The organism is Enemella evansiae (genome assembly GCF_002250705.1).
Taxonomy (GTDB): Bacteria; Actinomycetota; Actinomycetes; order Propionibacteriales; family Propionibacteriaceae; genus Enemella; species Enemella evansiae.
In genome coordinates this window covers 16,767-35,072 of record NZ_NMVP01000033.1, presented here as the reverse complement: position 1 = coordinate 35,072, position 18,306 = coordinate 16,767, and the positions used below count along the sequence as shown (strand labels likewise).

Below are 18,306 nucleotides of genomic sequence, written 5' to 3'. Positions count from 1 at the left end.
GGGTGGGTTCATCTCGACACGCCGCCCATTGCTCCGCTTCGCTGCGCATGGGCGGCTACTCGATGAACGAGGGGCAGCGCTGCGCATGGGCGGCTACTCGATGAACGAGGGCAGGACTCGATGAACGTGGCGAGCCGGGCGGGGAGTGTCGGCGGAGCGAGGTAGTCTTTCTGGTCTCCCCGTCGGCACCCGGCGAGGCGGCATCCGCAGGCGATTTTCAGTGGAGGTTGAACGCCCAGACATGGCTGACCAGAACTCCTTCGTGCACCTGCACTGCCACTCGGAATACTCGATGCTCGACGGCGCCGCGCGGGTCGGTGACATGTTCTCCACCGCGGCCGAGATGGGCATGCCGGCGATCGCGATGACCGATCACGGCAACCTGTTCGGTGCCTATGAGTTCTACAAGAAGGCGCAGGGCACCGGGGTCAAGCCGATCATCGGGCTGGAGGCGTACCTCACCCCCAAGACGCACCGCTCGGAACGCAAGCGGGTGCGGTTCGGTGACGGGACCGGTGACGATGTCGCGGCCTCGGGGGCGTACACCCACATGACCATGTGGGCGGAGAACAACACCGGGATGCACAATCTGTTCCGGCTCTCCTCGCTGTCCTCGATCGAGGGGTTCTTCTACAAGCCGCGGGCGGACCGGGAGCTGCTGGAGACCTATGCGCCGGGACTGATGGCGACCACCGGTTGCCCCTCGGGTGAGGTGCAGACCCATCTGCGGCTGGGGCAATATGACGAGGCGGTGAAGTCGGCGGCCGATTTCCGCGACATCTTCGGCGCGGACAACTATTTCGTCGAGCTGATGGATCACGGCCTGGACATCGAGCGCAGTGTGCGGTCGGGGCTGCTGCGGCTCGCCAAGGATCTGAACCTGCCGCTGGTCGCGACCAACGACCTGCACTACGTGCACAAGCACGACGCCGACGCCCACGACAACCTGCTCTGCGTCTCCGCCGGGTCGACCAAGGACAGCCCGAACCGATTCAAGTTCAACGGCGACGGCTACTACGTGAAGACCGCCGAGGAGATGCGGCAGCTGTTCAGCGAGCTGCCCGAGGCCTGCGACACCACGCTGGCGATCGCCGAGCGGTGCAATGTGTCCTTCACCGAGGGTGAGGGCCGGTTCATGCCGCGGTTCGACTGCCCGCCGGGGGAGAACGAGGAGTCCTGGTTCGTCAAGGAGGTCGAGCGCGGCCTGCAGGAGCGGTTCGACGGCGCGGTGCCCGACTATGCGGTCAAGCAGGCGCGGTACGAGCAGGAAGTGATCATCGGCAAGGGGTACGCCGGCTACTTCCTGGTGGTGTCGGACTTCATCAAGTGGGCCAAGGAGAACGGCATCCGGGTCGGTCCCGGGCGTGGTTCGGGTGCGGGCTCGATGTGTGCGTACGCGATGAAGATCACCGACCTGGACCCGATCCCGCACGGGCTGATCTTCGAGCGCTTCCTGAACCCCGAGCGCAAGTCGATGCCCGACTTCGACGTCGACTTCGACGATCGCCGCCGGCCCGAGGTGATCCGCTACGTCACCGAGAAATACGGCTCGGACAAGGTCGCGATGATCGTCACCTACGGCACCATCAAGGCCAAGCAGGCGGTCAAGGACTCCGCGCGGCTGCTCGGCATGCCGTTCTCGATGGGGGAGAAGATCACCAAGGCGATGCCGCCGGCGGTGATGGGCAAGGACGTGCCGCTGAAGGACCTGTTCGACCCGCAGCACAAGCGGTACACCGAGGGCGGCGAGTTCCGCGAGCTCTACGACTCCGATCCCGAGGTCAAGACCGTCGTCGACACCGGTATCGGCATCGAGGGGCTGAAGCGGCAGTGGGGTGTGCACGCCGCCGGCGTGATCATGTCCTCCGAGCCGTTGCAGTCGGTGATCCCGGTGATGAAGCGGGAGTCCGACGGCGCGATCATCACCCAGTTCGACTACCCGACCTGCGAGACGCTCGGGCTGGTCAAGATGGACTTCCTGGGCCTGCGGAACCTGACGATCCTCGATGACGCGGTCACCAATGTGAAGCTGAACCGCGACTTCGACCTGGATCTCGAGGCGCTCAGCAAGGACATGACCGACCGGCGCACCTACGAGCTGCTCGGCCGCGGCGACACCCTGGGTGTGTTCCAGCTCGACGGCGGCGGGATGCGCTCGCTGCTGCGGTTGATGCAGCCGGACAACTTCGAGGACATCTCCGCGGCGCTCGCGCTCTACCGCCCCGGCCCGATGGGCGCCAACGCGCACACCAACTTCGCGCTGCGCAAGAACGGCAAGCAGGAGATCACCCCGATCCATCCGGAGCTGGAGGAAGCGCTCTCGGAGATCCTGGACACCACCTACGGCCTGATCATCTATCAGGAGCAGGTGATGGCGATCGCCCAGCACCTCGCCGGCTACACCCTGGGCAACGCCGACCTGCTGCGCCGGGCGATGGGCAAGAAGAAGCGCGAGGTGTTGGACGCCGAGTTCGTGAACTTCGAGGCCGGCATGCTCGCCAACGGTTTCTCGAAGGCGGCGGTGAAGGCGCTGTGGGACGTGTTGCTGCCGTTCTCCGACTACGCCTTCAACAAGGCGCACACCGCGGCGTACGGTCTGGTCTCCTACTGGACGGCCTACCTGAAGGCCAACTATCCCACCGAATACATGGCCGCGCTGCTGACCTCGGTGAAGGACGACAAGGACAAGATGGGGCTCTATCTGGCGGAGTGCCGCCACATGGGCATCAAGGTCCTGCCGCCGGATGTGAACTCCTCGGAGATGAACTTCACCCCGGTCGGCACCGACATCCGCTTCGGGCTGTCCGCGGTCCGCAATGTCGGCGCCAACGTGGTCTCGCTGATGTCGGCGGAGCGCGAGCAGACCGGCAAGTCGACAGACTTCAACGACTTCCTGGACAAGGCGCCGCTGCCAGCCTGCAACAAGCGGCTGGTCGAGTCGCTGATCAAGGCCGGTGCGTTCGACTCGATGGGCCATCCGCGACGCGCGCTGATGGAGATCTTCGAGGAGAACATCGACCAGGTCATCGACGTCAAGCGCAACCAGGCCAACGGCCAGGACGACCTGTTCGCCGGCTTCGGGGACGAGTCCGCCTCCGCGATCAGCATGCTCACCCCGGTACCGGACGTGCCGGACTGGGACAAGCGGACCAAGCTCGCCTTCGAACGCGAGATGCTCGGGCTCTACGTCTCCGACCACCCGTTGCAGGGGTTGGAGCACATCCTGGAATCGGAGCGGGAGATCTCGATCGGCCGGCTGGTCGCCGAGGACGGGCCCAGGGACACCACCACCGCGATCTGCGGGATGATCACCCAGATCGTTCGCAAGACCACCAAGTCCGGCGATTCGATGGCGATCCTGACCGTGGAGGACCTGGAGGCCTCGGTCGAGGTGCTGCTCTTCCCGAAGGTCTATTCGCTGGTGTCCACCGTGCTCGCCACCGACACCGTGGTCCGGGTGAAGGGCAACGTACGCTCGCGCGACGACTCGGTGAATCTGATGGCCACCGAGCTGACCGTGCCCGATGTGGACACCGGCCCCGCGAAACCGGTGGTGATCTCGCTGCCCTCGACCCGCTGCACCCCGCCGGTGGTGGAGGAACTGCGGCAGGTGCTGCGCAACCATCCGGGGGTGACCGAGGTCCATCTGCGATTGCTGACCCAGAGCCGGACCAGCATCTGGCGGGTCGATGAGGGGCTGCGGGTGACACCGTCGCCGCCGCTGATGGCGGATCTCAAGGCATTATTGGGCCCATCATGTCTGAACGTGTGATCGATGTCTGAGCGCAGCCCCGAGTCGGTGGTGAACACCGACCCGTCCCAACCGAGCATCCAGCACGTGGGCGACTCGGTCACCACCGGCACCATTCCGGTGATCACCGACGCCACCCGCCTGCCGGAGCGCGGTCAGCCACGCCCGGTACGCCGCCCGCTCAACCTGTGGCTCAGCGTGCTCGGGCTCGGGTCGGTGCTGCTCGGTGCGCTGGCCGGGGTGGTGTGGCGTTTCGGAGTGGACCTGCCCACCTATCAGGTCAACGACGATGGCAGCGCGGTGACCAGCGAGCGGGGTCTGTCGCAGTTCATCGCCGCCGACGCCTGGTTCGTGGTGCTCGGGTTGATCTGCGGACTGATCTGCGGACTCGTGGTCTGGAAATGGTTCGCCGGCCTCGGCTGGCCGATGGTGTTCCTGGCGATCGCCTCCGCGACGGTGATGGCGCTGACCTGCTGGCAGCTCGGCTGGCTGCTCGGCCCCGGGCCGCTGGAGCCGCGGCTGGCCGCGGCCCGGCCCGGTGAGGTGCTACCCATCGAGCTGACCCTGCGCGCCCAGGCCGCCCTGCTCGTCTGGCCCTTCGCCGCCTGTCTGCCGATCATGCTCTTCGCCGCCCTCAGCCACGACCCCGAGGAACCGGCCGACACCTGAGCCTGTGGCGCGTGCTGCTCGCCCGCGCCGGTTGACTCTGCCCAACTGCCCTCCAGCCGGTACGGGTTTGATGCCCAGGAGGGATCAAAGAATTTCTTGATGCCCCCAGGGGATCAAAGATTTCTTTGATGCCGTGGGTGGATCAGCGATTTCCTTGATGCCATACGGGGATCAAGGCCCTATTGGTTGGCAGGGGGTGCTGAGGAGCAAATCGAGCCGGGGCGGCTCGCGCCGTCGCGAGCGGGGCGATATCTGCGCCCTCTATCCTGACCGCATGATCCAGATCACCGTGAAGTTCCCCATCCGTGAGGACAAGATGAGCGAGTGGGAGGAGATCTCCGCCGACTACGCCAGGGCCGTCACCGCGGAGCCCGGCAACATCTTCTTCGAGTTCTCCCGCAGTGTGCTCGAACCGCAGACCTTCATCTGCATCGAGGGGTTCCGCGATGATGCCGCCGGCAAGGAGCACATGGCGCAGCCGCATGTGGAGAAGTTCATGGGCGTGATGCCCGACATCGTCTCGGCACAGCCGCAGATCATCTACGTCGACGCCGAGGAGGTCGACGGCTTCGGGCCGATGGGGGAGATCCAGCCCCGTTGACCGAGTCCCGGTGGCGGTTGCCGTGGTTGCGGCGGCCGCCCTGGGGCTGGTTGCTGCTGGCCGCCGGCGCCCTCGCGGTGCTCACCGGGCTCGTCCCGACGCCCGAGGCGGCCCACGCCTGGGATCTCGGCTGGCCGGTGCTGCTGTTCCTGATCCTGGTCAAACCGGTCGCCGATCTGTGCCAGGTCGCCGGGCTGTTCCGGGTCGCCGCCGACGCGCTGGCCCGGTTGGCCCGCGGCTCCGGTGGCGCCCTGTTCTGGCTGTTCACCGGGCTCGCCACGCTGACCACCGTCTTCCTCAGCCTGGACACCACCGCGGTGCTGCTCGCGCCGATCGGGGTGGTGCTGGCGCGGCGACTGCGGCTCGACCCGCTGCCCTATGCCTTCGCCGCGATCTGGCTGGCGAACTCCGCCTCCCTGCTGCTGCCGGTGTCGAACCTGACCAACCTGATGGCCCACCAGCGGCTCGGTTCGGCGTACCTCGCGCAGAGCTGGTTGCCGCAGCTCGGCGTCCTGGCGGTGACCCTGTTGGTGCTCGGCCTGCGCTGGGGCCGCCGGGTCGCCGGGGCGTACGCACCGCCGCCGGTCGAACCCGTCGCCGACCGGGTGCTGCTGGTCGCCTCGGCCGTGGTCGCGCTCGCCCTCGGCCCGCTGCTGGTCCTCGGCGTACCGGCCTGGGCCGTCGCCGCCGGGGGACTGGCCGTGCTCTGGTCGACCGCCGCGCTGCGACGCCATCCAGAAGCCCGGGTACGCCCGATGCTGGCGCTGTTCCCGTTCGAGGTGGCCGCCGGGGTGCTCGGGCTGTTCTGGCTGGTCGCCGGCTTCTCCGACCGGTTGGCCGGTTGGCTGCCGACACCCGATGCCGGTGTCACGGGCAACCTGCTCGTCGCCGGAATCGCCGCCCTGGCGGCGAATGCGGTCAACAACCTGCCCGCGTTCCTGGCGCTGGAGGGCTGGGCCGGTACGCCGCAGCAGTTGCTCGCCCTGCTGGTCGGGGTGAACGTCGGCCCGACCATCCTGCTCTGGGGCTCGCTGGCCAACCTGTTGTGGTGGCAGTCGATCCGCCGGCTCGGGGTGCACGTCGGGGTACGCCGGTTCGCCGTCGAGGGACTGTTGCTGGTGCCTGTGGCTGTCCTCGTCGGTGCGCTGCTGGTAGGTGCCTGATGAACGCCCTTGACATGCTTCGACTGGAGGCCGAGACGATCTGGGGCACCGAATCGCGGGGCCGGCTCGCGGCACCGACCGTCGAGGTACTGCTCAGCACCTACGACGGGCGCAGCGCGACGATGCCGGGTGCTGCTGCCCTGGGGAGCGATGACGCGGTCCATGTGACGATGGCGCGCGGTTGGCTCCTCGGCCCCGGAGAACCCGGGCGCCCACCTGAGGGATACCGGCTGGTGACCGATGCTCAGAGTGGAACCCTCGCTCGACCATCGGGATGGGCCGAGGCCGATTGGGAGCAACTGGTGTCTGGCGGGCTGGGGCCATGGGCCGTGGTGCTGCAGGGAGAACAAGTGGTGTCGCTGGCGCACGCGGCCCGCCTCACCGAACGGGCGGCCGAGGTCGGCGTGCAGACCGAAGCGGCGCATCGTGGACTGGGTCTCGCAGGGTTCGCGGTGCGGACCTGGGCGTCGTTGTTCACCGACGAGCGGGTGCTGTTCTACAGCGCGTTCGAGGAGAATCTTCCATCGCACCGGGTCGCCGCCCAGGTGGGTGCCCGGCCCCTGGGTCGACTCACCCGGTTGTTCCTCGCGCCCGGGGCTGAACCATCGTGATGAATCGATGCGGTTCTGCCTACTGGCGTATGCAGATCCGTATCGCTGGAGGCGGGTGCTGGCGGAGGAATCGGATCAGCGGCGGACGATGTGGGCGTACTCACCGCCGGTGACCCGGAGCAGGTCGGCCGGGGCCAGTTCGAGCTGCAGGCCGCGCTTGCCGGCGGAGCAGAAGATGGTCTCGAAGTCGGCCGCGGAGGTGTCCACCACGCTACGGTGCCGCTGCCGTTGGCCGATCGGGGAGATGCCGCCGACAACCATGCCGGTCGTCCGCTCGGCCACCGCCGGGTCGGCCATCGCGGCCTTCTTCGCCCCGACGGCCGCCGCGAGTGCCTTCAGGTCGAGCTGCCCGGCCACCGGCACCACCGCGGTCACCAGCTCACCGCCGGGCAGCTCGGTCAGCAGGGTCTTGAACATCCGCGCCGGATCCACCCCGAGCGCCTGTGCCGCCTCGGCACCGTAGCTGCCGTGCCCGTGCCCACCGACCGCATCGTCGTGGGCGTACGGATGGGTGCGGTAGGCGATCTTCGCCCGGTCCAGGGCGAGCGTCGCCGGTGTACCCGAGGACCGTCTGGCCATCAGCGCAGCACCGCGACCAGCTGCACCAGCAACGGAGCCACCAGCAACGCCGGCAGCAGATTGCCCACCGGCAGCTGGCGGAGATTCAACAACCGGATACCGAGCCCGACGAGCAGCAACCCACCGGTCGCGGTCAGCGCCACCAGATGTGCCTCCGGCAGGAAGTCGCCGATCGCCAGCCCGACCAGGGTGAGCGCGCCCTGCACCAATCCGACCATCAGCGCGGAGGCGAGTACACCGACCCCGAGCGAAGCGGCGAAGGCGATCGCGGCGAAACCGTCCAGCACCGACTTCAGCAGCAACTGATCCGCGCCGCGGCCGAGACCATCGGAGAGCGCACCCAGGATCGTCAACGGGCCGATGCAGAACACCAGCGAGGCCGTCACGAAGCCCTCGATGAACCGCTCCTTCGCCGACAGGTGTGCGGCACCGGTATCGGGCTTCGACTCGCTCGTACCTCGCTCGCTCAGCCGACGTGAGGGGGACCCGCTCGTACCTCGCTCGCGCCGACCGGAGATGAGCCGACGTCGCAGCCAGTCACCGAGATCCTCCAACCGCCGCTCCAGATCGATCAGCGAACCGATGATCCCGCCGATCAGCAGCGCACCGAGCACGATCAGCACCGGTGCCGACGAACCCACGCGATCGGCGAGCACCCGGTCGGTGACATCCATCGCCGACAGGGCCCCGATCAGCAGCGTGACCAGACCGAGAACATCGGTCACGGTGCCGCGGGTACGGCGCGGGAGCCGGTGTCCCAGGCCCATCCCGATCAGCGAACCCAGGATGACGGTGGCCACGTTGGTGACGGTGCCGATGCCGATGAACCCTCCGCTCAACAACATGGCCGCGATTGTTCCACGGACCCACCCGGGGTCCGGCCCGTTGACCGATGCGGAAGACTGGCACCGTCCAGCTGAGAACCAACCGCCCGGTAGGGCATGAGGGAGAGCCATGCAGAACGTTCCCGCGTACGCCGCCACCTCCGCCACCGACCCGCTCGTCCCGATCACCATCGAACGCCGCGAGGTGGGACCCAAGGATGTGCTGATCCACATCACCCACGCCGGCATCTGCCACTCCGACATCCACACCGCCCGCAGCGAATGGGGCCCCGCCCAGTACCCGCTGGTCACCGGTCACGAGATCGTCGGCACCGTCACCGAGGTCGGCTCCGAGGTCACCACGCACGCCGCCGGCGACCGGGTCGGTGTCGGCTGCATGGTCAACTCCTGCGGCGAATGCCAGTACTGCAAGGCCGGTGAGGAGCAGTTCTGCGAGAAGGGCAACATCGGCACCTACGGCGCCACCGACGTCGACGGCACGATGACCCAGGGCGGTTACTCCACCCATGTCGTGGTCACCGAGGACTTCGTGCTGAAGATCCCCGACGCCATCGACTCCGACAAGGCCGCGCCGCTGCTCTGCGCGGGCATCACCACCTACTCGCCGCTCAAGCACTGGGGTGCCGGCCCCGGCAAGAAGGTCGCCGTCATCGGCCTCGGCGGGCTCGGCCACATGGCCGTCCAGCTCGCGCACGCGATGGGTGCCGAGGTGACCGTGTTGTCCCAGTCGCTGAAGAAGCAGGAGGACGGGCTGCGGCTCGGTGCCGACGACTACCGCGCCACCGAGGACCCGGCCACCTTCGAGGAGCTGGCCGGGAAGTTCGACCTGATCATCAACACCGTCAGCGCCCAGCTCGACATGCGGGCGTACCTGAACCTGCTCGCGGTCGACGGCACGATGGTCAACGTCGGCGCCCCGCCGGAGCCGATGCCGGTGCAGGCGTTCTCGTTGATCATGGGCCGGCGTTCGTTCGCCGGTTCGCTGATCGGCGGCATCGCCGAGACCCAGGAGATGCTCGACTTCTGCGCCGAGCAGGGCATCGGTGCCGAGGTCGAGGTGATCTCGGCCGACAAGATCAACGAGGCCTGGGATCGCGTCGTCGGCTCCGACGTCCGCTACCGCTTCGTCATCGACACCGCGACCCTCGAGGATGCGGTCAAGAACTGAACTCGCTCAACCAGCGTTGGAGGCGGCGCGGCGCAGGGCGTTGATGAAGCGCTCGTTCTCCAACGTCTGCAGCTGATCCATCAGCGGCCCGAAGAACTCGGCCACCAGGGCGCGACGACCCGTCCAGCCCTGGTGGCCGTGGGCCAGCCGGTACGCCTCGAAGGTCGGCAGGTCGTGCCACGGCAGGTCCAGGGTCAGACCGTGCCGGGCCGCCGAGGCCGCCAGGGCCCGGTGGGCGGCCGCCACCTGATCGACCGGCAGCGCCCGGCCGAGTTCGGCATCGGGTGCCATGTATTCCGCGCGCAGCAGCTGCGCCAGGCTGATCGTCACCACCAGATCGTTGAGGTCGGGGAGGGGTCCGCGCTCCAGCGCAGCGAAGGTGGCGGCATCGAAATCCGGTCGATCGGCTCCGCTCCAGGTGTCTGGTACGCCGAGCGTTGAGCCGTTCATGGCCAGGTGCAGCGACATCGATCTTTCCCCCGTCCGGGCCAGCGCATGTTCGGGTAGGTACTGACCCTCGGTAGGACTTGGAGTCTAGTCGGCGACCGGCCAGTACGGCTGTGAGAGTGCTGAGAACTCGCTGTCCAACCCGACCGCAGCCCGGGGCCGGAGGGGCCGGAGGGACGGCTCAGCCGAGGAAGCGGGAGATCGCGCCGGAGACCCGGCCGCGGGTGGGGCCGATCCAGTAGAAGTGCGTCGCTGCCTCGGTGTTCACCAGTTCCGCACCCGGGATCAGTTCGGCCAGCGATTCGGCATGCCGCCAGTCCACACCACCGTCGTGCGGGCTGCCGGTGACCAGCGTCGGTACGCCGACCCGGGCCAGCGCGGCACTCCGGTACGCCCGCAGTGCCGGTGAACCCTGCCGCAGGTCGAGCAGGAACCCCGACCCCGAATCCATCCCCGCGAAGGTGGCCCGCGCCGCGTCCTTGTCGGCCTCGGTCAGATCCGGCCACCAGCGCACCGCCGGCAACCGGCTCAACCGACCCAGATGGCGCCGCAACCCCGCATCGGTGCGCACGCTCCGGCGTACCGTCGCCCAGGTCACCGCCTGCGTGCTCGGCCCGAACACCACCGGTGCCGCCGCCCGCTGGGCCGGGGCGTCGGGATAGGGCCGCGCCGAGGGGGCCGCGCTGTGCAGGATCAGCGACCGGGCCCGCTCGCCGAGCGCCAGCGTCGCCTGCACCGCGGTCGGCCCACCGACCGAGACGCCGACCACCGCCGCCAGCGGACCCAGACCCATCCGATCGCAGACCTCGACCAGCAGCGGGCCGAACTCGGCCGCGGTCAACGGGCCCACCGAGGTCCGGCCGTACCCGGGCCGGGAAACCGTGACCACCGTGTGCCCGAGCTCGGAATAGAGCTCCTGGCCGATCGGGGTCCGGGCGGTCGTGTGCCCACCGCCCAGCAGCAGCACCGGCGACAGCTCACCCGGCCGCAGGCACACCTCGACCGGGCCGGCCGTGGTGACCACGATCGACTCCATGCGCCTGATCCTAGGGAATCGGCTTCTCAGCGCGCAGTAACTGGTCGGAACCACCCGCGCGACTCCGTAGAATCGCGGGCGTGCCTGAATCCACTGAGACCCAGCCGACGACCCACCTGCGCGTGATCGACCTGCGCGGCCATTCGCGGACCGAGGATCTCACCGGCGTGGTGCCGCGGGCAGCCTTCGACGTCGAGCAGGCGATGGCCGCGGTGCGCCCGGTCGTCGAGGACGTCGCGGCCCGCGGCGAGACCGCGCTGCGGGAACTCTCCGAGCGCTTCGACCGCGTCGTCCCGACCAGTTTCCGCGTGCCCGCCGAACGGCTCGCCGAGGCGGAGAAGGCCCTCGATCCCGAGGTCCGCAAGGCCTTCGAGGTCGCGATCGAACGCCGCCGCCGGGTCAGCGAGGCCGAGCTCGGTGAGCAGCAGGTCGAGGTGCAGGTCGCCGACGGCGCCCGGATCATCCAGAAGATGATCCCGGTGAACCGCGTCGGCCTCTACGTCCCGGGCGGGCTGGCCCCGCTCGCCTCCAGCGTGATCATGAACGTCGTCCCCGCCCAGGTCGCCGGCGTCGGCTCGATCGCGGTCACCTCCCCGCCGCAGGTCGAATTCGGTGGCGAACCGCACCCCAACATCCTCGCGCTGTGTTCGATCCTCGGCATCGACGAGGTGTACGCCGTGGGCGGCGCCCAGGCGGTGGCGATGTTCGCCCACGGGGTGCCCGGGCTGATCGAGAAGGTCGACCTGGTCACCGGCCCCGGCAACATCTACGTGGTCGCCGCCAAGCGGCTGCTCAAGGGCCGGATCGGCATCGACTCCGAGGCCGGCCCCACCGAGATCGCCATCCTCGCCGACGACACCGCCGATCCGACCCATGTCGCCGCCGATCTGATCTCCCAGGCCGAGCACGATCCGCTGGCCGGGTCGGTGCTGGTCACCGACTCGACCGAGCTCGCCGAGGCGGTGCAGGCCGAGCTCGAACCGCAGATCCGGCGTACCCGCCACACCGAGCGGATCCGGACCGCGCTGGCCGGCGAACAGTCCGGGATCGTGCTGGTCGACGACCTCGACCAGGGCCTGGCCGTGGTGGACGCGTACGCCGCCGAACACCTGGAGATCCACACCCGGAACGCCTTCGGGGTGGCCCAGCGGGTGACCAATGCCGGCGCCATCTTCATCGGCGGCTACTCGCCGGTGTCGCTGGGGGACTATGTCGCCGGCTCCACCCACGTGCTGCCGACGGCCGGTGCCGCCGCGCACAGCAGCGGGCTGAATGTGAAGTCGTTCCTGCGCGCGGTGCACCTGATCGAATACGACCGGGATGCGCTGGCCGAGGTACGCCGCGACGTCGAGACCTTCGCCGAGGCCGAGGAGCTGCCGGCCCACGGTGCGGCGGTGACCGTGCGTTTCGAGGAGCTCTCGTGAACCCTTCGACTCGGCCGCAAGCGGCCTCGCTCAGGGAACGTGGAAAGGGGCCGCAGGCGGCCTACTCGGGGAACGTGGAACTGGCGGATCTCCCGCTGCGACCGGGGCTGGAGGGGGAGCAGCCCTACGGTGCCCCGCAGCTCGACGTGCCGGTGCTGCTCAACGTGAACGAGAACCCCTACCCGCCCAGCGATCGCGTACTCGATCAGATCGCGACCGCGGCGGCGGAGGCGGCCTCGGGGATGAACCGCTATCCGGACCGGGAGGCGACCGCGCTGCGCGAGCGGCTGGCCGCGTACCTGGGTCACGACCTGACCCGCGACCAGATCTGGGCCGCGAACGGGTCGAACGAGGTGATGACCCACCTGCTGCAGGCCTTCGGCGGACCGGGGCGGACGATGCTGTCGTTCACCCCGACCTATTCGATGTATCCCGAGTACGCCCGCAACACCTTCACCGACTATCTGACCGCACCGCGCGCCGACGACTTCACCCTGGACCCGGAGCGCGCGGTCGCCGCGGTCGAGCAGCACCGGCCGGATGTCGTGGTGATCACCACCCCGAACAATCCGACCGGGACCGCGACCCCGTTGGCGACGATCGAGGCGGTGCTCGCCGTCGCGCCGGGCATGGTGGTGGTCGACGAGGCCTACCAGGAGTTCGTCCGCCCCGGTACGCCGACCGCGCTGGAACTGCTGCCCGAGCATCCGCGGCTGGTCGTCTCCCGCACGATGAGCAAGGCGTTCGCGTTCGCCGGTGGCCGGCTCGGCTATCTGGCTGCGGCGCCGGCGGTGGTCGATGCCTGCCGGATCGTCCGGCTGCCCTACCACCTCTCCGCGGTCACCCAGGCGGTCGCCTCGGTGGCGCTGGACAATGCCGCGGAGATGATGGCGCATGTCGCCGCGCTGCGGGCCGGCCGGGACGAGCTGGTCGACTGGCTCACCGGGCAGGGGCTGGAGGTGGCGCCCAGCGACGCCAACTTCGTGCTCTTCGGCCGCTTCGCCGACCGGCACGCGGTCTGGCAGGGTCTGCTCGATGACGGCGTACTGATCCGGGAGACCGGGCCCGCGGGGATGCTGCGGGTCTCGATCGGTACGCCGGAGGAGATCGATGCATTCAAGGAGTCGCTCACCGGGCAGCTCAAGAAGGGAGTGCGCTGATGCGCAAGGCGACCGTCGAACGGGAGACCTCCGAGTCGCGGATCAAGGTCACCCTCGACCTGGACGGCAGCGGGCTGTCGGTGATCAGCACCGGAGTCGGCTTCTATGACCACATGCTCACCGCGCTGAGCAAGCACTCGCTGATCGACCTGGAGGTCGAGGCCACCGGCGATGTCTGGATCGACGGGCACCACGTCATCGAGGACACCGCGATCGTGCTCGGCCAGGCGCTGCGCGAGGCGCTGGGGGACAAGAAGGGGATCCGCCGCTACGGCGACGCCCAGGTGCCGCTCGATGAGGCGCTGGCCAGCTGCGTCGTCGACGTCGCCGGCCGGCCGTACGCGGTCGTCGTCGGCGAACCGGACGCCCAGGCGTACGCGCTGATCGGCGGGGGACCGACTCCCGATGGCCGGCCCGGGACGCCCTATGCCGGTTCGATGACCCAGCACGTGGTGGAGACGCTGGCGCACAACGCCGGGCTGTGCATCCACCTGGAGCTGATCCGGGGCCGCGACCCGCACCACATCGTGGAGGCCCAGTTCAAGGCGCTCGCCCGGGCGCTGCGCGCCGCGGTCGAACCCGATCCGCGGGTCAGCGGGGTACCGAGCACCAAGGGCGCCCTGTGACGGCTGCCGAGACCACCGGTACGCCGAGCGTCGCGCTGCTCGACTACGGCTCGGGGAATCTCAGGTCGGCCTACCGGGCGCTGGCGCGGACCGGGGCGCGGGTCGAGCTGACCGCCGATCCGGAGGCGGCGCTGGCCGCCGACGGGCTCGTCGTCCCCGGAGTGGGCGCGTTCGCCGCCTGCATGGCCGGGCTGCGGTCGGTGCAGGGGGACCGGGTGATCCGCGAACGGGTCGCCGCCGGCCGGCCGGTGCTGGGCATCTGCGTCGGTTACCAGATCCTGTTCTCAGAGGGCATCGAGCACGGCGAGCGGACCGCCGGGGTCGGCGTACTGCCCGGGGTGGTCGAGAAGCTGGACGCCCACCGGCTGCCGCACATGGGCTGGAACACCGTGCAACCACCGGCCGATACGCGGTTGTTCCGGGGGGTCGCCGACGACTGGTTCTATTTCGTGCATTCCTATGGGGTACGCCGGGACGAGGGTCTCGATGGGGTGACCTGGTGCGAGCTGGAGCAGGGGCGGTTCGTCGCCGCGGTGGAGCAGGGCGCGTTGTCGGGTACCCAGTTCCACCCTGAAAAGTCAGGGCAGTCAGGGGGTTGCCTGCTGACGAACTGGATTATGGAATTGAACGGTAGCTGAACAGACGTGATGAGATTCTCACGTTCGACCCCCGATGCATTAGGGTGCGGTCTGGAATCTCTGGCAGCTGAAGGGGTATGACAACGTGTCCACACAGGGAACCGCGGCATCGCGCAAGGGGTTGATCGGCTGGACCCTGTCCGCGGTCGTCGCCCTGGTGATGCTGATCGCCGGAGTGATCGCTTTCACCGGCGACAAGAAGTCTGAGGAGACCAACCCCACCGCCCAGCAGACGATCGCGCCCCCGGGATCCTCCGGTCCGTCGTCGCAGGGCGGCAGCCAGCAGCCGGGCTCCACCCCGAACACCGACCCGACCCAGCCGCCGCCCCCGGGCAACCAGCCCGGTGAGGAGGAGGGCTCCGAGTCGGGTGTCGGCCGGGACACCTCCGAGAACACCGGTACCGGCATCGGCCGTGACCCGGGCGCCACCCCGGCCCCCACCACCGAGGTGGGCGAGGGTGGCCAGGTGTCCCCGTCGCCGAGCGGCCCGCCGACCCTCGAGGTCCCGTCCCCGGAGCCGACCACGGCCCCGGTCGCCGATGGTGGCGATGGCTCGCAGCCGACCACCCAGCCGACCGGTCCGGGTACCGTGCCGACCGACCCGCCGGTCACGACCGACCCGACCGACCCCACGACGTCGCCGGTTCCGCCGACCACCTCGCCGGAACCGCCCACCACCTCGCCGGAACCCCCGACCACCTCGCCGGAACCCCCGACCACGTCGCCGGAACCCCCGACCACGTCGCCGGAACCGCCCACCACGTCGCCTACCCCGCCGACCACGAGCCCGACGCCGACCACCCCGGGGCGGACGCTTGAGTTCCGGAATGCGAACGCCGACTTTGACGACGCCGGACGGATGCTCAAACTGACTGCCGACTCGCCTACCTGGCCGGGTGACTATGTCCTCAGTTACACGATCACGGCGAAGGATGGCGGGGCTGAGCAGACGCTCACCTTGAATGTGACTGTCCGCGGTAATGGTGAGGTGATTGTCACGATGCCGGACAGGACGATCCAGCGATTCTCGGACTGGCGTTTCGAACTGAACCTCAGCCCGCAGCAGTTCGGCTACCCGCCGGAGGCGCAGACCTATCCGAGCGAGGGCACGCTGACTGCAGAAGCGCCGTTCGGCGTAGAGCCGTCTGAGGGCTTCGAGCCGGCGCCGTCCCAGACCCCGAGCCCGACGCCCACGCCCACGGAGAGCCCCACGCCGACCGAGAGCCCGGCGCCGAGCGAGAGCCCGACCGCGACCCCGACCGATACGCCCTCCGCGACACCGACGGCCCCGGAGTCGACCACGCCGGCGCCGAACGTGCCCAAGGCCACCGCGACGCCGACTACCTCGGCGTCCAAGACCGCGGCCCCGAAGGCGAGCAACGCCCCGAAGGCGAGCAGCACGCCGAAGGCCAGCTCGACGCCGACCTCGCCCGCCAAGAAGAAGGTCACCCTGGCGACGAACACGCCGAGCGCGAGCAAGGCGCCCAGCAAGTCGGCCACCCCGAAGGCGACGCCGACGACCAAGGCCACCACCACGGCGGCCCCGAAACCGGCCACCACCCCGACGGCGGACACCTCCAGCAGCGATACCGGTGACGGTGGCTCGGCCGCCGTCTCCCATCAGCGCCCGCTGGCGGTGACCTCACCGCGTCGTACCCGCGCAGTCTCCCGGCGTACCCGTTGAGGACGCCATCGCCAGACCGGCGGTGACTGCGTGATCGAACGGACATCGCGATGACCCGCCCCGAGGATCAGCCCCGGGGCGGGACGGGGAACGGGCGTGAGCACTGGTATCGCCCGCATCGTCCCGAGGACCTGATGTGGGCGCCCGGTGCGCAGCCCGCAGAGCGCCCGTCCGAGGAGCCGCCCGTCGGGCCGGCGGGGGAGCAGCCCCAGCCAGGGAGCCCGCAGCCCGAATTCCCGCAGCAGCAGGGATTCCCGCAACCCCCGGTGCCACCACAGCAGCCCTACGCCCAGTACCCGCCGCCCGGGGAGGCGTACCAGCCGGGACCCGGTGAGCCCTTCCATCCGGGTCCGGCGCCGGCCGAGGACCCCACCCACCTCTCCTTCCCCGAACCCGAGCCGCCGCAGCGCTACGTGATCGGGCCGGGATATGAGAACCAGGGCTACCCGGAGCAGGGTTATCCCGAGCCCGGTCACCCGGAGCAGGGTTACCAGCAGCAGCCGGGCCCGCCGCCGCCCAGCCCCGTGCTGCCCGGCCCGGATCCGATGCAGCCGCCCGCCTCCGCCTACCACCCGGCGTCGGCGTACCAGCCCGGCACCACCCCGGTCTCGGCCAGCCACCCGATGTCGCAGGCCTCCGCGCCCCACCCGATGTCGCAGGCCTCCGCGCCGATGCCGCTGAACCAGCCCTCGGCGACCTATCCGCCACAACCCGGTACGCCGGGCGGCCCGCCGGCCGGGGCCAAGGCGGTCCCCAACAACAAGGGCAAGCGGAACACCAACCGGGCCATCGCCGCACTGGTGATCGGCGCGGTCGCGCTGGCCGGGGTGCTGCTCTTCGGGATCAGCCAGTTCCAGCGCGCCAGCCAGTCGACGGCCAGCAGTGCCGCCGCCAAGGAACTCAGCCGTCCCGCCCCGCCCGGCTGGTCGCAGCGGTTCGTCTGGTCCACCGAGATCCCGGTCACCGGGTCGGTCGCGGTGCTCGACAACCGGGTCGCCTACATCGACGGTGCCGGCGTCCTGCGCGTGCTGAACGCCGATACCGGCCAGGCCGTGCTGACCAGCACCACCAACAGCGTGACCAAGGACGCCAAGCCGTTCCTGGCCGTCACCCAGGGCGTACCGGTCAGCGGCATCGTCGACGGCACCAATCTGCTGCTCTGGCGGCTGGACAACCCGGGTGAGGAGCCGCGCACCATCACCCTGGCGCCCAAGGCGCTGCTGCACTCCGACGGCGGCGGCCTGCTGGTCTCCACCGGCAGCGAGTTCTGGGTGGTGAACGCGGCCGGCGCGCTGGCCCCGGTCACCCTGCCGCCCGATCACGTCGCGCTCGCCGCCACCCCGGACGGCAACCTGCTCTCCTCACCGCCGCGCGGCGGGTGGACGATCAACTCGCCCAACCAGGGTACCGCGCCGCGCGAGGTCCGCCCGGAGCGTACGCCCGATGGCACCGTCGGCGACATGCAGGTGGCCTGGTCCGCCCGCGGGGTGATCGCCGCCTGGGGTGACACCGCCGACCCGGCCCGGCGTACCGTCGCCCTCTTCGATGCCGACAGCGGCAAGCTGCTCGCCTCCGGGACCCTCGCCACCGACGTGGTCAAGTCGGGGCTGCGGCTGATCGTCTCGCCGAACCGGGAGTTCGCCTCCGCGGGCCCGCTGCTGGCCCGGCTGTCGGACGGCAGGACCGAGGTCGTCGACCGCTGGTCCTCCACGCTGGCCGACGCCAAGAACCTCTACGGCACCCGCGACGGCAACAAGATGTTCTGGAATGGTGAGTTGCAGCCGCTGGAGATGGACGCCAAGGCCGTCGTCCCGTGGGGGATGTCCGCGGCGCGGTACGCGATCGTGATGGACCCGGTGGACTCGACCCGGGTCCGACTGGGCGCGCTCGCCGAGGGCTGACCC

General features: G+C 69.6%; 16 protein-coding genes. 12 read left to right on the top strand and 4 right to left on the bottom strand.

All coding sequences use genetic code 11. The annotated features are described in order from the left end of the window. The first annotated feature begins 241 nt into the window (after positions 1-241). The 5 genes from dnaE (at position 242) to BI335_RS14225 (ending at position 6,795) form a co-directional block, all read left to right on the top strand. Positions 242-3,772 carry a DNA polymerase III subunit alpha gene (dnaE, locus tag BI335_RS14245; protein WP_094431668.1) on the top strand — a complete coding sequence of 1,177 codons (3,531 nt, stop codon included), beginning with the start codon at positions 242-244 and terminating at the stop codon, positions 3,770-3,772. 3 nt (positions 3,773-3,775) lie between these two features. Then, positions 3,776-4,420: a hypothetical protein gene (locus BI335_RS14240; RefSeq protein ID WP_094357080.1), complete on the top strand. Its 645-nt coding sequence runs from the start codon at positions 3,776-3,778 to the stop codon at positions 4,418-4,420. A 274-nt stretch (positions 4,421-4,694) separates the two neighbouring features. Next, entirely contained in the window at positions 4,695-5,021 is a 327-nt protein-coding gene (locus BI335_RS14235; protein WP_094431666.1) for a putative quinol monooxygenase, read from the top strand. Then, entirely contained in the window at positions 5,018-6,184 is a 1,167-nt protein-coding gene (locus BI335_RS14230; RefSeq protein ID WP_094431663.1) for an ArsB/NhaD family transporter, read from the top strand. The genes BI335_RS14235 and BI335_RS14230 overlap by 4 nt, the downstream gene beginning before the upstream one ends. Next, a complete protein-coding gene (locus BI335_RS14225) occupies positions 6,184-6,795 on the top strand; it encodes a GNAT family N-acetyltransferase (protein WP_094431661.1) in 612 nt (203 codons plus the stop codon). The genes BI335_RS14230 and BI335_RS14225 overlap by 1 nt, the downstream gene beginning before the upstream one ends. Positions 6,796-6,870: 75 nt before the next feature. Here the strand turns inward: BI335_RS14225 and ybaK are convergent, their stop codons facing one another. Further along, positions 6,871-7,374 (bottom strand): Cys-tRNA(Pro) deacylase, encoded by a 504-nt coding sequence (gene ybaK, locus BI335_RS14220; RefSeq protein ID WP_094431659.1) that lies wholly within the window; start codon positions 7,372-7,374, stop codon positions 6,871-6,873. Then, the gene (locus tag BI335_RS14215) at positions 7,374-8,219 is read right to left on the bottom strand and encodes a DUF554 domain-containing protein (protein ID WP_094431657.1); all 846 of its coding nucleotides are present in this window, start codon (positions 8,217-8,219) and stop codon (positions 7,374-7,376) included. Before BI335_RS14215 ends, ybaK begins: the two co-directional genes overlap by 1 nt. 109 nt (positions 8,220-8,328) lie before the next feature. Here BI335_RS14215 and BI335_RS14210 point away from each other — a divergent pair, with 109 nt between their 5' ends. Then, the gene (locus tag BI335_RS14210) at positions 8,329-9,387 is read left to right on the top strand and encodes an NAD(P)-dependent alcohol dehydrogenase (protein WP_094431655.1); all 1,059 of its coding nucleotides are present in this window, start codon (positions 8,329-8,331) and stop codon (positions 9,385-9,387) included. Positions 9,388-9,393: 6 nt separating this feature from the next. Here BI335_RS14210 and BI335_RS14205 read toward each other — a convergent pair whose 3' ends face one another. Both BI335_RS14205 and BI335_RS14200 read right to left on the bottom strand, forming a co-directional pair. Then, positions 9,394-9,855 carry a hypothetical protein gene (locus BI335_RS14205; RefSeq protein WP_094431653.1) on the bottom strand — a complete coding sequence of 154 codons (462 nt, stop codon included), beginning with the start codon at positions 9,853-9,855 and terminating at the stop codon, positions 9,394-9,396. A gap of 160 nt (positions 9,856-10,015) precedes the next feature. Then, positions 10,016-10,870, bottom strand: a complete 855-nt coding sequence (locus tag BI335_RS14200; RefSeq protein WP_094431650.1) for an alpha/beta fold hydrolase — start codon at positions 10,868-10,870, stop codon at positions 10,016-10,018. A 116-nt stretch (positions 10,871-10,986) separates the two neighbouring features. Between BI335_RS14200 and hisD the strand changes: the two genes are divergently transcribed. The 6 genes from hisD to BI335_RS14165 all read left to right on the top strand — a co-directional run bounded on the left by hisD (position 10,987) and on the right by BI335_RS14165 (position 18,303). Next, the gene (gene hisD / locus BI335_RS14195; protein WP_229119625.1) at positions 10,987-12,294 is read left to right on the top strand and encodes a histidinol dehydrogenase; all 1,308 of its coding nucleotides are present in this window, start codon (positions 10,987-10,989) and stop codon (positions 12,292-12,294) included. A 74-nt stretch (positions 12,295-12,368) separates the two neighbouring features. Further along, positions 12,369-13,454, top strand: coding sequence for a histidinol-phosphate transaminase (locus tag BI335_RS14190; protein ID WP_407644064.1), 1,086 nt, complete (start codon positions 12,369-12,371; stop codon positions 13,452-13,454). After that, complete coding sequence (hisB, locus tag BI335_RS14185; protein WP_094357064.1) at positions 13,454-14,080, top strand: imidazoleglycerol-phosphate dehydratase HisB; 627 nt, start codon at positions 13,454-13,456, stop codon at positions 14,078-14,080. The genes BI335_RS14190 and hisB overlap by 1 nt, the downstream gene beginning before the upstream one ends. Next, a complete protein-coding gene (hisH, locus tag BI335_RS14180) occupies positions 14,077-14,718 on the top strand; it encodes an imidazole glycerol phosphate synthase subunit HisH (protein ID WP_094428379.1) in 642 nt (213 codons plus the stop codon). Before hisB ends, hisH begins: the two co-directional genes overlap by 4 nt. An 85-nt stretch (positions 14,719-14,803) precedes the next feature. Next, positions 14,804-16,402 (top strand): hypothetical protein, encoded by a 1,599-nt coding sequence (locus BI335_RS22305; protein WP_141212446.1) that lies wholly within the window; start codon positions 14,804-14,806, stop codon positions 16,400-16,402. Positions 16,403-16,452: 50 nt separating this feature from the next. Then, positions 16,453-18,303, top strand: coding sequence for a WD40 repeat domain-containing protein (locus BI335_RS14165; RefSeq protein WP_172421913.1), 1,851 nt, complete (start codon positions 16,453-16,455; stop codon positions 18,301-18,303). Positions 18,304-18,306: the final 3 nt, after the last annotated feature.

Bases quoted from the DNA above. Each gene is read 5' to 3' on its own strand.
- BI335_RS14165 (WP_172421913.1), top strand. From the start codon at position 16,453: ATGACCCGCCCCGAGGATCAGCCCCGGGGCGGGACGGGGAACGGGCGT.
- BI335_RS14225 (WP_094431661.1), top strand. From the start codon at position 6,184: ATGAACGCCCTTGACATGCTTCGACTGGAGGCCGAGACGATCTGGGGC.
- BI335_RS14210 (WP_094431655.1), top strand. From the start codon at position 8,329: ATGCAGAACGTTCCCGCGTACGCCGCCACCTCCGCCACCGACCCGCTC.
- hisB (WP_094357064.1), top strand. From the start codon at position 13,454: ATGCGCAAGGCGACCGTCGAACGGGAGACCTCCGAGTCGCGGATCAAG.
- BI335_RS14240 (WP_094357080.1), top strand. From the start codon at position 3,776: ATGTCTGAGCGCAGCCCCGAGTCGGTGGTGAACACCGACCCGTCCCAA.
- ybaK (WP_094431659.1), bottom strand. From the start codon at position 7,374: ATGGCCAGACGGTCCTCGGGTACACCGGCGACGCTCGCCCTGGACCGG.
- BI335_RS14215 (WP_094431657.1), bottom strand. From the start codon at position 8,219: ATGTTGTTGAGCGGAGGGTTCATCGGCATCGGCACCGTCACCAACGTG.
- BI335_RS14235 (WP_094431666.1), top strand. From the start codon at position 4,695: ATGATCCAGATCACCGTGAAGTTCCCCATCCGTGAGGACAAGATGAGC.
- BI335_RS14200 (WP_094431650.1), bottom strand. From the start codon at position 10,870: ATGGAGTCGATCGTGGTCACCACGGCCGGCCCGGTCGAGGTGTGCCTG.
- BI335_RS14205 (WP_094431653.1), bottom strand. From the start codon at position 9,855: ATGTCGCTGCACCTGGCCATGAACGGCTCAACGCTCGGCGTACCAGAC.
- dnaE (WP_094431668.1), top strand. From the start codon at position 242: ATGGCTGACCAGAACTCCTTCGTGCACCTGCACTGCCACTCGGAATAC.